The following is a 13852-nucleotide window of genomic DNA, read 5'->3' as shown; positions in this document are numbered from 1 at the left end:
GATCAAGACCTGTGAGTCCACCCGGAAGTTGGCCCGCCGCATCGAGGCGGGCACCGCCCGTGTCCTGTCGGCCACCGTGTCCGAGGACTCGGCCGGCCGGTGGCATGTGGCGTTCCAGGTGCTGGTCCAGCGCACGGTCGAGGTGCCGGGGCACGTCGGGGCGGGTGAGCCGGTGGTCGGTGTCGACGTCGGAGTCAAGGCCGACTCGCTGTTGGTGGTTGCCACGCCGGACGGACGTGAAGTCGGCCGGGTTCCGGCACCGAAGTCCCTGACCGCCGCCCAGGAGCGGTTGCGGGTCTTGCAGAGCAGGGCCGCGCGGCAGCAGGGCCCGTACAACCCGTCGACGAAGACGACGCGGCGGCCGTCGAAGCGGTGGGAGAAAACTCAGCGGCGGATCGGGCGCACTCACGCGCATGCGGCGGCGGTGCGCCGCGATGTGCTGCATAAGCACACCACCGCGTTGGCGCAGCGGCATCGGGTGATCACGGTGGAGACGGTGAACGCGAGTGGGATGCGTTCGGCGGGCGGTGCGCGGAAGAAGGGCCTGAACCTGGCGTTGGCGGATGCGGCGCTCGCCGAGGTCCGGCGGATGCTCGCGTACAAGACTCGCTGGTACGGGTCGGTGTTGGTGGAGGCCGACCGCTGGTTTCCTTCGAGTAAAACGTGTTCGGGGTGTGGCAGGCGAAAACCAAACCTGACGCTCGCGGACCGGATGTTTGTGTGTGGACACTGCGGTGTGATGATCGATCGTGATCGTAATGCCGCGATCAACCTTGCCCGCCTCGGCGGGACCGGTACCGGGAGTAGCCCGGCCGCCACCGTGTCGGGTGGAGACGGACGTGGAGCCACGCGCAAGACCCGATCCGCGGCAGCGGGGACGGCAGCAGGCGAGGAAGCGTCAACCCGGCACCGGCAGTCGCTGGGTGAGACCGGGACTGTTTCACCGGAAGGTGAGGCTGCCTGATGATCGAGCAAACCGAGTGTGTTCATGTTTGCTCACCAGAAGGCAACGGTGTCGCGGTCGTAACCGGTCACTGTGCCGGGGACAGCTCGGCGTCCGCGGTGTTGTCGGAAGGCGCTCGACGTTCCTTTGCCGCACCGATGACGAACAGTGCGATACCGACCAGTGCCCAGCATGTGAGCACGATGATGGGCATGGCCACGCCGTGTCCGTCGAAGAATGCGGTGGATCGGATCAGGGTGCCGGACGCTCCGATGGGCATCAACTGGCCGAGGAATCCCCAGGGTTGCGGGAGCCATTGCCACCCGGTGGCCATGCCGGCGAGCGGGTTGGCGATGAACATCATGAGCAGACCGCCGATGCCGAGGCCCGCGAAGCCGAAGGTCGATTCCATGCCGAGTACGAACAGGGATATCGATGCGGTGCCGAGCGCGAGCGCCAGCGCAGTCGTCAGGTAGTTGCCGTCGACGGTGCCGAACCCGAACTGCAGGACGGCGACGACGACGAAGCCGACCGCGAGCGAGGCAACGAGGGAACCGACGATCCGGTGAACGGGGCGACCTTTGAGCAGGGTGGACAGCAGTACCGCGGAGATCATGCCGCCGAAAGCAAGGGGGAGGCCGAGGGCGGCCAGGCCCGATCCGTTGGGGTCGTCGGCGGTCAGTGGTGCCACATCGTCGTAGGCCACGGTCATTCCCGATGCCTGGAGTGTTCCGCCGATGCCCTGCACGAGTGCGGTGAAAGGTGCCCCCGCGCCTCCGGCCGTGGTGACGGTCGCGGTGCCGCCGGTTCCGAGAACGATACCGCCGAGCGACTCGCGATCGTGGACGGATTCGGAGACCTCGGCTGCGTCATCGAATGTGGTGATCTCGAAGGCGCCGGGTTGTGCGGTGCCGAGCTGCGTCACGATCTGTTCGACGGCGGCGGGCGGACCGCTGACTGCCAGCGGTAGGTCTGTGGGTCCGGAGTTGATCGACGGAGCTAGAAACGCGAACACCATGAGTGACACCGCAATGGAGAGGCCGACGACGACCCCGCCGATCTTGAGCCAAGGTTTCGAAGCCGGCCCTGCGGAGCCGGAGGCGGGGTGGGGGAACATGACAGATTCCTTTTGGTATCGGGATGGCTCCAGAATGGAAGTGGAGCGAAATGATCCGGGTGTAAATTGAACGGTACCGCTCCGTTTTCGGTGGGGCAAGATGTGCGCAGGACCAACGAAGGAGGACGAGCGCATGAGGGTGGATGCGCAGAGGAAACGGCGCGACCTGGTCGACGCGGCCTGGCGTCTGTTCGCGCAGCACGGTCCGGCGGTATCGCTCAGGTCGGTGGCGCACGAAGCCGGCGTCGGTATCGCGACCCTGTACCGGCATTTCCCGACCCGAGACGATCTCCTGCTCGGGTTGGTCGACGAAGTCCAGCGGCGCGTCACCGAGGTCGTGCGGTTTCACGACGCGGACTGGGACCTCGATCCGGCAGGTACGTGGAAGTCGGTCGTTCACGCGCTTGCCGGACTCGGAATCGGTGAGCTCGCGTATCAGGCGTCGCCGCTCACGCAGGAGTCCGAGGCTCTGGCCGATGCGGTCGAGACGAGGCGCCACGTGGTCGAGGAGGTGCTCGGGGGCATGATCGCGCGGGCGAAGGACGAGGGACTGCTCGCCGCAGACGTCGAGGTCATCCGGTTCTTCGCGGGCCTCGCGGCGATCACACGTCCACTGCCGGCGCACGTCGAACGCATGCTGCCCGACCACCGTGACTGGCTCGTCGACACGTACATCGCCGGGCTTGCGTCCCGCTAGCCGAGGCGGCAGGCCGGGAACAACGCGTGTCCGATCGGTGTTGAGAAACATCGGAGACCGCATCCACCCCGCGGTCCAACGTGTGGTCGACGGATCGGAGAGTCCATGCCTGTTCTGAGTCCCGTGCGTCCGGACCCCGGCTGCCCGGTAGCCTTCACCGAGGGGCGAAACGAAGGGATCGGTGTGGTCGAGGAGTCTGCGGAACAACTTGCCGAGCGGTTCGAGCGCGACGCGATGCCGCTGCTCGATCAACTCTACGGCGCGGCACTGCGAATGACCCGCAACCCCGCCGACGCCGAGGACCTGGTGCAGGAGACTTTCATCAAGGCGTTCTCCGCGTTCCGATCGTTCCGGGAGGGCACCAACCTCAAGGCATGGATGTACCGGATCCTGACGAACACGTACATCAACACGTACCGGAAGCGGCAGCGTCAGCCCGCCCAGTACCCGACCGACGAGATCACCGACTGGCAACTCGCAGCCACCGCCGAGCACTCGTCGACAGGTCTGCGGTCTGCCGAGGTGGAGGCGCTCGATGCGTTGCCCGACGACGACATCAAGGCGGCCCTGCAAGAACTCCCGGAAGATTTCCGGATGGCCGTGTACTACGCGGATGTCGAAGGCTTTCCCTACAAGGAGATCGCCGAGATCATGGGGACGCCGATCGGCACGGTGATGTCCAGGTTGCACCGGGGACGCAAGCAGCTGCGAGGTCTCCTCGCAGATGTAGCGCATGAGCGTGGATTCCACCGCGGTCGAGCGAAGGAGGAGTCGGCGACTGTCGGCTCCGAGGAGATTGCCGGCGCCGAGGGTCAGAAGGGAGTCTCGCAGTGAGCGAGCAGGCGGACTTCGAGCAACTCGATTGCTCAGCGGTTATCGCGGATGTGTACCTGCTCCTCGATTCGGAGTGCGACGAGGCATCGAGAACCCGACTGCAACGGCATCTCGACGATTGTGGTTCGTGCCTCGAGACGTACGGTATCGAGGAGAAGGTCAAGGCGCTGCTCAGCCGCAAGTGCGGTGGTGAACACGCACCGGAAGGTCTCCGGGAACGTTTGATGATCGAGATCCGCAGGACGGTCGTGGTGAACGTCCGCGACAGCAAGTAGGGCAGGACCGGGCAGACGGCGCGGGAGCCCGGAAAGCAGTACTTTCCCGGCCCCCGCGACGAGTGCGTATGCGTCAGGCGTTGGGACGCTTGCCGTGGTTTGCGGCGTTCCCCTTGCGGCTGCGCTTCTTGCGGCCTCGCTTACCCATGGTGGGATCTCCTTTCTTGGTGATTACAGTGTTCCACGTGCGGTCGAGTGGTTCTGTCGGCAGGTCCACCGTCCGGGCTCCGGAGCAGCGAATCGAGGTGTTCGATGGCAGAGGACGTACGCGCCGAAATGGTCTCCACCGTCTTCGAGGTGGTCGTCAGTGAGGGCGATGTGGTGGCTGAGGGCGACACCCTGGTCATCCTGGAGTCGATGAAGATGGAGATTCCGGTGATCGCTGAGAACGCGGGCACTGTGACCTCGGTCGATGTCGCAGTCGGCGATGTCATCCAGCAGGGTGACCTCATCGCGGTCATCTCCTGAGCGCGGAAGCACAGTCGGTGTCCACGCTCAGCGCGTTGCTCGCAGCCCATACCGATCTGCCGGGTGCCGCCGTCGACCACATCCAGCGGGTGGTGGGGGAATGGCAGTTGCTCGCGGACCTGTCGTTCGCCGATGTGTTGCTGTGGGTGAGCGCAGGCCCTGGAGGCATCGTGTGCGTGGCGCAGTGCCGGCCCACCACGACCTCGACGGTGTTGCCCGAGGACGCCGTCGGTATCGCGGTCTCGGACGACGAACATCCCTATGTGCGTGAAGCGTTCGAAACCGGACGGATCGTCACCGCGCAGCCGGGTTCCGGCGATGCGATCAACATGCGCCAAGCGGTGCCGGTGCGATGGGGCGATGACATCGTCGCGGTCCTCAGTCGCGACGCCGCACGCGTATCCCGACGGTCGGCGAGCGCACTGGAGTCCGCCTATCTGGAATGCGCCGACGCCCTCTACCGGATGATCAGCGAGGGGAGTTTCCCGACCGCAGAGGCACGTTCCGACACGAAGTCGAGTCCACGTGCCGGTGATGGTTTCATCCGGCTGGATCGGGAAGGACGTGTGGTCTATGCGAGTCCGAACGCTTTGTCGGCCTACCACCGCATGGGCTTCAATTCGGATCTGCGCGGTCAGGACCTGATCGAGACGACCCGGGCACTGGTCAGCGACCCCTTCGAGAGTCGCGATGTGTCCGACTACCTCAGGGGTGCGGTGGAGGGCCGCAACGGGCAGCGCATGGAGGTCGAGGCACGCGGTGCGACGGTGCTGATCCGTGCCCTGGTCCTGACACCGGGGGGCCGGATCGACGGTGCTGCGGTCGTGATCCGCGACGTCACCGAGGTCAAGCGGCGCGACCGCGCGCTGATGAGCAAGGACGCGACCATCCGCGAGATCCATCACCGGGTCAAGAACAACCTGCAGACGGTTGCGGCGCTGCTGCGACTGCAGGCGCGTCGTACGGGTAACGGCGAGGCGCAGCAGGCCCTCGGCGAGGCAGTCCGGCGTGTGACGTCGATTGCGCTGGTGCACGAAGCGCTGTCGATGTCGGTTGATGAGGAGGTCGACCTCGACGACGTCTTCGACCGTTTGATCCCGATCGTCGTCGATGTGTCGGCGGTCGGCAGCCAGGTGCGTGTGCATCGTGAGGGGAACCTGGGGGTGTTTCCGGCGGACCGGGCGACACCGCTCGTGATGGTGCTGACCGAACTCGTGCAGAACGCGGTGGAGCATGCGTTCGATCCGGGCGCGCAGGGCACGGTGACGGTGACGGCGCACCGGTCGGCTCGTGTGCTCGATGTGGTGGTGCACGACGAAGGCAAGGGCCTACCCGATGGTTTCCGCCTCGAGGATTCCGACCGTCTCGGCCTGCAGATCGTCCGGACTCTCGTCGCGGCCGAACTGGGGGGCTCCATCGAATTGGAAACGAGCAGTTCCGGAGGAACGGAAGCGCGGCTGAGTCTGCCGCTGGGGAAGCGGCCCAGCTAGCGCCTGACCGACGAAACGCCTCAGGGCACACGAAAGCCCGGCACCCGAAGTGGTGCCGGGCTGTGCGTCGAACTTCGATGTCTCACACGGGGTACCTCACACAGCGGTGCGCGCCCGGGTCCGGGCGTTGCGACGCTTGAGTGCGCGGCGCTCGTCTTCGCTCATGCCGCCCCATACACCTGCATCCTGGCCGGACTCGAGGGCCCATGAGAGACACTCGGTGGTGACCGGGCAGCGGTTGCACACGAGCTTGGCATCAGCGATCTGCGCGAGCGCCGGGCCGCTGTTTCCCACAGGGAAGAACAGTTCCGGATCCTCGTCGCGGCAGATGGCCTTGTGGCGCCAGTCCATGCTTCTACTCTCCTTCGATGGTGCTGCGCGCACCGGATGATGGTCTTGTCGAGTTCATGCTGGAGTCGCGAAGTATTTCCGCGGAGTTACTTGTGAATGCTTTCACGAACGAGCGCGAAGTCAATAGAATCGACCACGACCGTGGGGAAGCTCACGCCGACGTTGATGCCGCGTTGTCCTAGAGGTACATTTCTACACCCTGGCCAGCGTCGATGTAAGCCTGATCACAAGATTCTCCGCTCGGATTCCGGCGTCGGGGCCGCTACGTCCAGTAAGTCCGGAACGGATACGAATTCGACGTCCGTTCGCATTCCCAGGTAGTCGCCGTCGACCTGTAGGCCGATCGGTCGCGTCGATACTGCCCGTACACGTGGGGTGTCGTCGATACGAATCAGATGTGGGGATTCGGGTTCGCCGTGACGCGCCAGTAATTGTCGCACCACTCGAAGGCTCGGCGCCACCCGTGTGGTCGTCATGGCGAACAGTCCCAGTCCGGTGTCGAAGGACGTGCCGGGGTTGGTGTGTACCGGCCGCTCGTCGAGGAAGGTCCACGGGCTCGAGTTCGACACGAATGCGTAGTGCACACCCCCGAGGGGATCGCGGTCGGGAACGTCCAGGGTCAGCGCGGGAGCCACCCTCTTCGATTCGAAGAACTGTGCGACGGCGTGCCGAACGTATCGCGCGGTCGTCACCTTCTTCCCTGCAGCCCGGGACAGGTCGACGGCCTCGCATACCTGGGCATCGAGTCCGAGGCCCGCGTTGAAGACGAACCAGCGGCCGGCACAGAATCCGAGCCCGATCCGGCGTCGGGAGCGCTCGGAGAGCAGCGTCAGCAGTTGCTCGGTGGCCTCCATCGGATCAGCGGCGATACCCAATGAGCGCGCGAATACATTTGCCGAACCGCCCGGAACCACGGCGAGCAACGGGATCGACGGATCCGCGGTACGGGGGGACGGTTCGCCGAGCATCCCGTTGACGATCTCGTTGACCGTACCGTCACCGCCGTGCGCGATGACCACGTCCATACCGTCGGCGTGCGCAGATCGGGCAAGTTCCGCGGCGTGCCCACGATGAGTGGTGTGCGCCACGGTCAGTGCGACCCGGCCCGCCAGAGCGTGAGCGAGCCGGTCACGACCGGCCGGTGTGGTCGTCGTCGCGTTGGGGTTCACGATCAGCAGTGCACGCACGGAATATCAGCCTAAGTGGTCTTTCCCGGGTCCACTACGCTGGCTGGGTGACCACCGAATCTTCCCGCCGTGCCCTCCCACTGACGGTCCGTATCGCCGGCTTGCTCGTCGTCCTCGAGGGTGCCGTGGCCATGGGGTTTGCGGTGTACTCGGTCTTTCGCGCAGCATCGGGCGAACACGACCAGTCGGTGACCAACGGATACGGCTTCGCTCTGTGGCTGGCGCTGCTGTTCGGTGGGGTCTTGGCCGCGGGCATCGCGTTGCTGCGGGGCGCGCGCTGGGGCAGATCGGTAGCGGTTGTGGCGCAGATCCTCTTGCTTCCGGTCGTGTGGTCGCTGCTCACCGACTCTCATCAGCCCGTGCTCGGGACGTTGATGGCCGTGATCGTGGTCCCGGCGCTGGTGCTGTTGTTCGCACCGGCGACGACGGGATGGCTCGCGCAGGATTATGCACCCGACGTGCAGCCGGATGCCGATACCGACACCGGCGGCGACTCAGGTTCCGAGCGCACGTAGTGCTGCTCCGCTGAGCCGGAAGGTCGTCCACTCGTCCTGCGGATCCGCCCCGAGGGCGCGTCAAGTCTCGCGCGTGGTGCCGCGATGAGCGAGGATCGACGCGTGGCAACAGTACTCGCGGTGGCAAATCAGAAAGGTGGCGTCGCGAAGACGACCACCGTCGCGTCGCTGGGCGCTGCCCTGGTGGGTCTCGGGCAGCGCGTCCTCGTGGTCGATCTCGACCCGCAAGGCTGCCTGACGTTCTCCCTGGGACACAACCCCGATCGGCTCGATCGGTCGGTGCACGACGTGCTCATGGGCGACGCCGAGGTGGCGGACGTGCTCCTCGAGACTGGGGAGGGGTTGACCTTGCTGCCGGCGACGATCGATCTTGCCGGGGCGGAAGCGCTGCTGCTGATGCGTCCCGGGCGCGAGTACGCGCTCAAACGTGCTCTCGCAGCCGTCGAGGACGAGTACGACATCGTCATCGTGGATTGCCCGCCATCTCTCGGTGTCCTCACCCTGAACGGTCTGACCGCCGCCGGATCGGTCCTGGTACCGCTGCAATGCGAGACCCTCGCCCACCGAGGTGTCGGACAGCTGCTGCGCACGGTCGATGAGGTCAAGCAGATCACCAATCCGGATCTGGAGATGCTCGGCGCCCTACCGACCTTGTACGACGCTCGGACCACACACAGCCGTGACGTGCTCGCCGATGTGTCCGATCGGTACGACCTGTCTGTCCTCGCGCCACCGATCCCGCGGACCGTGCGATTCGCCGAGGCCACGGCGTCCGGCGCGACGGTCCTGTCAGGACGCAAGAACAAGGGCGCGCAGGCCTACCGGGAACTCGCAGAGAACCTCCTCGCCTGCTGGACGGACGGAGCCGAGCCGGCCACGCTCGCGGTACAGGCCGAGGCATAGCCGGCCGGGACGGCAGGAAGGAACTCAGCACAGGTCTGTTGGGGGCCTGTTCAACGCGGCCCGCTTTCCGTCAGCGCAACCACATCGTCGCCCCGTTGTTCGAGGACCGTGTCGCCCGCGACGGACAACGAGACAGGGACGTTCGTGGCGCGGTCGACGTCGATCGTCCGGGCGATCCCGCCCGTAGCCGGATCGACCACGGCGATCGCGTCGTCGATCGGAAGGAGAACCGAGCCGGCCATTTCGGAGCCGTGCCCCAGCGTGCCCTCGACCGTCCAGAGCGGCGTGAAATCCTTGCTTTCGAGTGCGACCGTGTCGGTGCCCGTCCACCACAGGAGCAGATTCTCGAACTCTTTCGCCGGACCGGTGTCCACGCCGGAGCGCGTGACCTGTGACAACTCGTGTCGGTCGACCGCGGAACCCGAGGCATCGAACACTTCGAGGCGTGCACCGCCGTCGGGACCGGGCGGAAGATAGACGGCGGTGCGATCGTCGACCACTGCGACGATCTGCGCGTCGCCGTCCGGGAGCGCGGCGGGCACGATCGAGGACGCGAACTCTTCGGGCTTCTGGCTGTCCTCCGGAGTGGTATCGAGCAAGGTCAGCCGTCCCGCGGGTTCCTTGGGGCATTGTTCGAGCACCGCGAGGTGGGTGCTGTCGGCGTCCGCCGACCGGAGTGCACAGCCGCTTCGTGGCTGGGCACCGGGGTTGACCAGCGCATCGACCCGGCCGTATTCGACCGTGCGCACGAGATCCGACCGCCACATCTCCAGTCGGGTGTCACCGAGAGCGATCAGATGCGTTCCGGTATCGACGACACGCACCTCGCTGTCGGTATCGCTCGAACGTTGCGCACCGCGTGCGCCGGTGCCTGCGTCGAGTGCCGTCACTTGACCGCATCCACGTGGATCGTTGTAGACCGACACGACCGATTCCCAGGCGCCGACCGCCGCGCACAACGGCCGATCCCGTCGGTAGCTCCACCGCTCGGCACCGGTCTGCACGTCACGGCCGACAACGGTGTCGCCGTCGGCTGTGGCAGCGGTGTCGGCGATCACGATGGCGTGTGCCGTCGACGAACTTGGAGCGCGCCATGACTCCTCGAGGGAGTTGGGCACGGTCTCCGCGACAGGAAGGGAGGTGGCCTCCCCGTCCCAGGTGATCGACGTGGTGCCGCGTGCATCCGATCGCAGCCACACGACGCACACCGCCACCAGGACGGCGACGACGAGTACCGCTGCGGCGATCAGATCGGCCCGCGTGCGACGTTCGGGCGCGAGCACGTGGCTAGCGGGCCGAGTTGCTCGGCACTGCGCCCTTCACGTCCGCAGCGGTGGTGTTCGACGTGGCGTCGCTCTCGGCGGGCTTGCGGCGACGGCGGCGACGACGGCGGTTGCTCGCCGTGGTGTCGTCGGTGTCGGATCCGGCAGTCGCTGCCGGAGCCTCGGCTGCAGCAGTATCCGCCTGACCGGTTGTGGTCGAGCTCGCGTCTGTGGTCGAGTTCGCGTCGACGGCCTTGCCCCGCACGGTGCGACGTCGAGTCCGGGTGCGCTTGGGCCGCGTCGAGCCTTCGCTGCGCGCTGGGCGCTCACGCGAACCGCCCTCGGACTCGGTGCGGCTCGTCGTAGGCCTGCGAACACGGCCCGTGGATCCCTCGGGGATGCTGAGTTCCTCGAACAGGTGCGGTGAGCTCGAGTACGTCTCGACCGGGTCGGGTATATCGAGACCGAGAGCCTTGTCGATGAGCTGCCACCGCGGGACATCGTCCCAGTCGACCAGCGTGACGGCGATGCCGGTACGTCCCGCACGTCCCGTGCGGCCGATCCGGTGCACGTACGTCTTCTCGTCTTCGGGGCACTGGTAGTTGATGACGTGGGTGACATCGTCGATGTCGATGCCACGTGCGGCGACGTCGGTGGCGACGAGGACGTCGATCTTGCCGTCGCGGAAACGACCGAGCGACTTCTCGCGCGCGATCTGCCCGAGATCGCCGTGGACGGCACCCACGGCGAAGCCGCGTTCGGTGAGTTCGTCGGCGACCTTCTGCGCGGTGCGCTTGGTGCGGGTGAAGATCATGGTCGCGCCGCGACCTTCGGCCTGCAGGACACGAGCGACCAATTCGGCTTTGTCGAGCGCGTGCGCCCGGTAGACGAGCTGATTGGTGCGTTCGTGGACCGCCGAGGACTGGGGCTCCTCGGCCCGGATGTGGGTCGGCCGGCTGAGGAAGGTGCGGGCGAGGGTGATGATCGGACCGGGCATCGTGGCCGAGAACAACATCGTCTGGCGCTTGTCGGGGACCATCCCGAGGATCCGCTCGATATCGGGAAGGAACCCGAGGTCGAGCATTTCGTCGGCCTCGTCCATCACGAGCACGCTGATCTTCCCGAGGATCAGGTGCGACTGGTTGGCGAGGTCGAGGAGACGGCCCGGGGTGCCGACGATGACGTCGACCCCCTTCTTCAACTGGTCGATCTGCTGCTCGTAGGGGCGACCACCGTAGATGGCGAGAACTTCGAGGCCCTTCTTGCCGCTGCCGGGGAGGTACTTCGACGCGTTCTCGAGGTCTTGCGTGACCTGGATGCACAACTCGCGGGTCGGGACGATGACCAGTGCGCGCGGGGTGCCGTCGAGCGGGGCAGTGCCGGAGGCGGCGGTGGTGATTCGATGGAGCAACGGCACGCCGAAACCGAAGGTCTTGCCCATTCCGGTGCGGGCCTGGCCGATGAGGTCGTCGCCGGCGAGTGCCAGCGGCAGCGTCAGTTCCTGGATGGCGAAGGTGCGGTCGATGCCCACCTCCGACAGCGCGCGGACGATTTCGTCGCGGACGCCGAGTTCGGCGAAGGTGGGGGCAACGTGGGTGTCGTCGAGTTGCGCGGAGACGGTGTTTTCGCTTGCGTCGTCTTCGTGGTCGATGGTGATCTTGCTCAGGGGTCTGGCCTTCCTGGTCTCGGCACGCACGCACGAGGTGGGCAAGGCGACCGGCCTGCGAATTCACGCGGGTCTGGAGAGGGGACCCGCGAGCGCGGCAGCGATCCTCAAACGGGTGCGCGCACATTATCGTCGAAGACCGCGGGCCACGGTGAGCGGCTCGATGCGCGGTCTTCTGATCTCATTGTACCGCGACGGGCGCATTCGACGAGGTAGTACTACGCTTTGTCGTCATGGGAGCCGAAACGTCGCCATCCGCTGCAGAACCCCGCCTGTCGACCTCCGCGACACTCGTGCCGGCCGATCATCCAGGGGTCTCGGAACTGTTCTCGGTGCTCGCAGCAGGCGAGATCGCCGCGTTCTATCGTCTCGCGGACGAGGCGAAATTCTCGCCCTCGCTGAAGGGAAAAGTTGCGTTCGCGCAGATGGCAGCCTCCGAGATGCGCCATTTCGAGATTTTGCGCGCGGCGCTCGAGGAGCGAGGCACCGATGTCCACACGGCGATGGCGCCCTACAATCAGGTGCTCGACGACTACCACGAATCGACCACACCGTCGACGTGGCTCGAGTCGTTGGTCAAGGCGTATGTCGGCGACGGAATCGCGGCCGATTTCTACTGTGAGATCGCCGACATGCTCGATCCACAGGTCGCCGCTGTGGTTCACGGGGTGCTTGCCGAGACCGAGAACTCGGAGTTCGTGGTGCAGGAGGTCAGGTCGGTCGTCGAACGCAGCACGACGCAGAAGGCCCGGCTCATGTTGTGGGGAAGGCGACTGCTCGGCGAGGCGATCACACAGGCTCAATACGTACTTGCGCAACGCGAAGATCTCGCCGAGCTCGTCATTCTCGCGTCGGGAGACCTGACGAACATCGCTGCGCTCATCGATCGCATGCAGATCGAGCATGCCAAGCGGATGGCAGTGCTGGGATTGCACTAACCTGGCGAGGACAAGCAGTTCAGCCTGAGAATCCGGAGGTCTTTCGTGGAGGTCAAGATCGGTGTCGCGGACAGCCCGCGCGAAATCGTCATCGTCAGCGAACAGACACCCGACGAGGTGGAAACGCTCGTGACCGACGCTCTGAACGGCGGAAACAAGGGCATCCTCGCGCTTGTCGACGAGAAGGGCCGCAAGGTCCTCGTGCAGGCCACCAAGATCACATACGTCGATATCGGTCCCGGTACCGCCGGCAAGGTGGGCTTCGCCGCGAACTGACGCCACCCACGACGAAGGGGCCGGTACGCACTCGACTGTGTACCGGCCCCTTCGTCGTGGGTGTCTGCAGTGGTGCCGCCGGGTGCGGTAGTTCAGCGCTTCTGCAACTCGGGCTGCAGTGGGACGTGCTTGAGACCACCCCACGCCAGGGCGACAGTAGTGTCGACGGCGTCTTCTTTGGGAATGGGTCGAGCCGCGTCGAGCCAGTAGCGCGCCGTGAACTGGCTCGTACCGACGAGTCCGACCGCAAGGATGCGGGCACGGTACGGATCGAGACCCGAATCGTGGGAAACGAGATCGAACACCGCGTCGACACACGCTTCGGTGGCCTGCTCGACGCGGTGTGCCACCTGCGGCTCGCCCATGAGATCGGACTCGAACACCAGTCGGAAACCTTGGCTGTCGTTGTCGACGAAATCGAAGAACGCCTGGACTGCGGCGCGGACGCGCTGCTTGTTGTCGGTGGTCGACCGCAGCGCTTGCCGGACTCCGTTGATCAGAATATCGACATAGTTCTGGAGGACGGCACAGTACAGCTCGAGCTTGCCGGGAAAATGCTGGTAGAGGACCGGCTTGCTGACCCCGGCGCAGTCGGCGATCTCGTCCATGCCGGCGGCATGGTAGCCCCGCGTGACGAATACCTCGCTGGCCGCGTCGAGCAGCTGAGCGCGTCGCTCGCCTCTCGGCATGCGAGAACCCCGCTTCGTGCCGGTGGTGTTGCCTCGTCCCGAGGCTCGGGCGGCGACGTCGGTCATGATTGCTCCCAATCTGCACAAGCGACGATCGTGAGCATTGCCACGTCGACGCACATCATCTCTGCAGGTTACAGGTCGGTGCCGGTGCAAGTGGATGGCCCTACCGTCGAGTATCCGGCATGTCGGGTGGTGCGGTGGCTTCCTGCACGAGAAGTGCGGACCCGTCACGGACGCC

The 13852-nt window shown here is 65.8% G+C and carries 18 protein-coding genes; 11 read left to right on the top strand and 7 right to left on the bottom strand.

The window, feature by feature from the left end; all coding sequences use genetic code 11:
* The coding region (locus tag ACZI8W_RS12835; protein WP_463368861.1) for an RNA-guided endonuclease TnpB family protein at positions 1-964 on the top strand (964 nt) is incomplete at its 5' end.
* A 67-nt stretch (positions 965-1031) separates the two neighbouring features.
* On the opposite strand, the gene ACZI8W_RS12830 is transcribed toward ACZI8W_RS12835, so the two are convergent.
* A complete protein-coding gene (locus ACZI8W_RS12830; RefSeq protein WP_463368860.1) occupies positions 1032-2060 on the bottom strand; it encodes an ABC transporter permease in 1029 nt (342 codons plus the stop codon).
* Between the two features lie 133 nt (positions 2061-2193).
* Between ACZI8W_RS12830 and ACZI8W_RS12825 the strand changes: the two genes are divergently transcribed.
* From ACZI8W_RS12825 to rsrA, 3 genes are all read left to right on the top strand, one after another.
* Positions 2194-2757 (top strand): TetR/AcrR family transcriptional regulator, encoded by a 564-nt coding sequence (locus ACZI8W_RS12825; RefSeq protein WP_463368859.1) that lies wholly within the window; start codon positions 2194-2196, stop codon positions 2755-2757.
* A gap of 105 nt (positions 2758-2862) precedes the next feature.
* Positions 2863-3591, top strand: a complete 729-nt coding sequence (locus ACZI8W_RS12820; protein ID WP_463368858.1) for a sigma-70 family RNA polymerase sigma factor — start codon at positions 2863-2865, stop codon at positions 3589-3591.
* Entirely contained in the window at positions 3588-3866 is a 279-nt protein-coding gene (gene rsrA, locus ACZI8W_RS12815) for a mycothiol system anti-sigma-R factor (RefSeq protein ID WP_463368857.1), read from the top strand. Before ACZI8W_RS12820 ends, rsrA begins: the two co-directional genes overlap by 4 nt.
* A gap of 73 nt (positions 3867-3939) precedes the next feature.
* On the opposite strand, the gene ACZI8W_RS12810 is transcribed toward rsrA, so the two are convergent.
* A complete protein-coding gene (locus tag ACZI8W_RS12810) occupies positions 3940-4014 on the bottom strand; it encodes a 50S ribosomal protein bL37 (protein ID WP_022597109.1) in 75 nt (24 codons plus the stop codon).
* 104 nt (positions 4015-4118) lie between these two features.
* Here ACZI8W_RS12810 and ACZI8W_RS12805 point away from each other — a divergent pair, with 104 nt between their 5' ends.
* Both ACZI8W_RS12805 and ACZI8W_RS12800 read left to right on the top strand, forming a co-directional pair.
* The gene (locus ACZI8W_RS12805) at positions 4119-4334 is read left to right on the top strand and encodes a biotin/lipoyl-binding carrier protein (protein WP_054718207.1); all 216 of its coding nucleotides are present in this window, start codon (positions 4119-4121) and stop codon (positions 4332-4334) included.
* Between the two features lie 17 nt (positions 4335-4351).
* Positions 4352-5824, top strand: coding sequence for a sensor histidine kinase (locus ACZI8W_RS12800; protein WP_463368856.1), 1473 nt, complete (start codon positions 4352-4354; stop codon positions 5822-5824).
* Between the two features lie 96 nt (positions 5825-5920).
* Here ACZI8W_RS12800 and ACZI8W_RS12795 read toward each other — a convergent pair whose 3' ends face one another.
* The gene (locus tag ACZI8W_RS12795; RefSeq protein WP_132470936.1) at positions 5921-6175 is read right to left on the bottom strand and encodes a WhiB family transcriptional regulator; all 255 of its coding nucleotides are present in this window, start codon (positions 6173-6175) and stop codon (positions 5921-5923) included.
* 17 nt (positions 6176-6192) lie between these two features.
* Between ACZI8W_RS12795 and ACZI8W_RS12790 the strand changes: the two genes are divergently transcribed.
* Positions 6193-6357 carry a hypothetical protein gene (locus ACZI8W_RS12790; protein WP_463368855.1) on the top strand — a complete coding sequence of 55 codons (165 nt, stop codon included), beginning with the start codon at positions 6193-6195 and terminating at the stop codon, positions 6355-6357.
* Between the two features lie 42 nt (positions 6358-6399).
* Here ACZI8W_RS12790 and ACZI8W_RS12785 read toward each other — a convergent pair whose 3' ends face one another.
* Entirely contained in the window at positions 6400-7362 is a 963-nt protein-coding gene (locus tag ACZI8W_RS12785) for a diacylglycerol/lipid kinase family protein (protein WP_463368854.1), read from the bottom strand.
* A gap of 47 nt (positions 7363-7409) precedes the next feature.
* Here ACZI8W_RS12785 and ACZI8W_RS12780 point away from each other — a divergent pair, with 47 nt between their 5' ends.
* Both ACZI8W_RS12780 and ACZI8W_RS12775 read left to right on the top strand, forming a co-directional pair.
* Positions 7410-7877: a hypothetical protein gene (locus ACZI8W_RS12780; protein WP_463368853.1), complete on the top strand. Its 468-nt coding sequence runs from the start codon at positions 7410-7412 to the stop codon at positions 7875-7877.
* 102 nt (positions 7878-7979) lie between these two features.
* Positions 7980-8780, top strand: a complete 801-nt coding sequence (locus ACZI8W_RS12775) for a ParA family protein (RefSeq protein WP_463368852.1) — start codon at positions 7980-7982, stop codon at positions 8778-8780.
* Positions 8781-8830: 50 nt separating this feature from the next.
* Here the strand turns inward: ACZI8W_RS12775 and ACZI8W_RS12770 are convergent, their stop codons facing one another.
* On the bottom strand, positions 8831-10063 hold the full coding sequence (locus tag ACZI8W_RS12770) for an Rv3212 family protein (RefSeq protein WP_463368851.1): 1233 nt from the start codon (positions 10061-10063) through the stop codon (positions 8831-8833).
* A 4-nt stretch (positions 10064-10067) separates the two neighbouring features.
* Positions 10068-11738 carry a DEAD/DEAH box helicase gene (locus tag ACZI8W_RS12765; RefSeq protein WP_463368850.1) on the bottom strand — a complete coding sequence of 557 codons (1671 nt, stop codon included), beginning with the start codon at positions 11736-11738 and terminating at the stop codon, positions 10068-10070.
* Positions 11739-11941: 203 nt separating this feature from the next.
* Here ACZI8W_RS12765 and ACZI8W_RS12760 point away from each other — a divergent pair, with 203 nt between their 5' ends.
* Positions 11942-12646, top strand: a complete 705-nt coding sequence (locus ACZI8W_RS12760) for a ferritin-like fold-containing protein (RefSeq protein ID WP_463368849.1) — start codon at positions 11942-11944, stop codon at positions 12644-12646.
* Positions 12647-12691: 45 nt separating this feature from the next.
* Positions 12692-12922 (top strand): DUF3107 domain-containing protein, encoded by a 231-nt coding sequence (locus ACZI8W_RS12755; protein WP_463368848.1) that lies wholly within the window; start codon positions 12692-12694, stop codon positions 12920-12922.
* A gap of 92 nt (positions 12923-13014) precedes the next feature.
* Here the strand turns inward: ACZI8W_RS12755 and ACZI8W_RS12750 are convergent, their stop codons facing one another.
* Positions 13015-13677 (bottom strand): HTH-type transcriptional activator FasR, encoded by a 663-nt coding sequence (locus ACZI8W_RS12750; RefSeq protein ID WP_463368847.1) that lies wholly within the window; start codon positions 13675-13677, stop codon positions 13015-13017.
* Positions 13678-13852: the final 175 nt, after the last annotated feature.

Source organism: Rhodococcus ruitaii (assembly GCF_055230935.1).
Note: the sequence above shows the minus strand (reverse complement) of the source record. Positions and strands in the feature narration are given on the sequence as shown.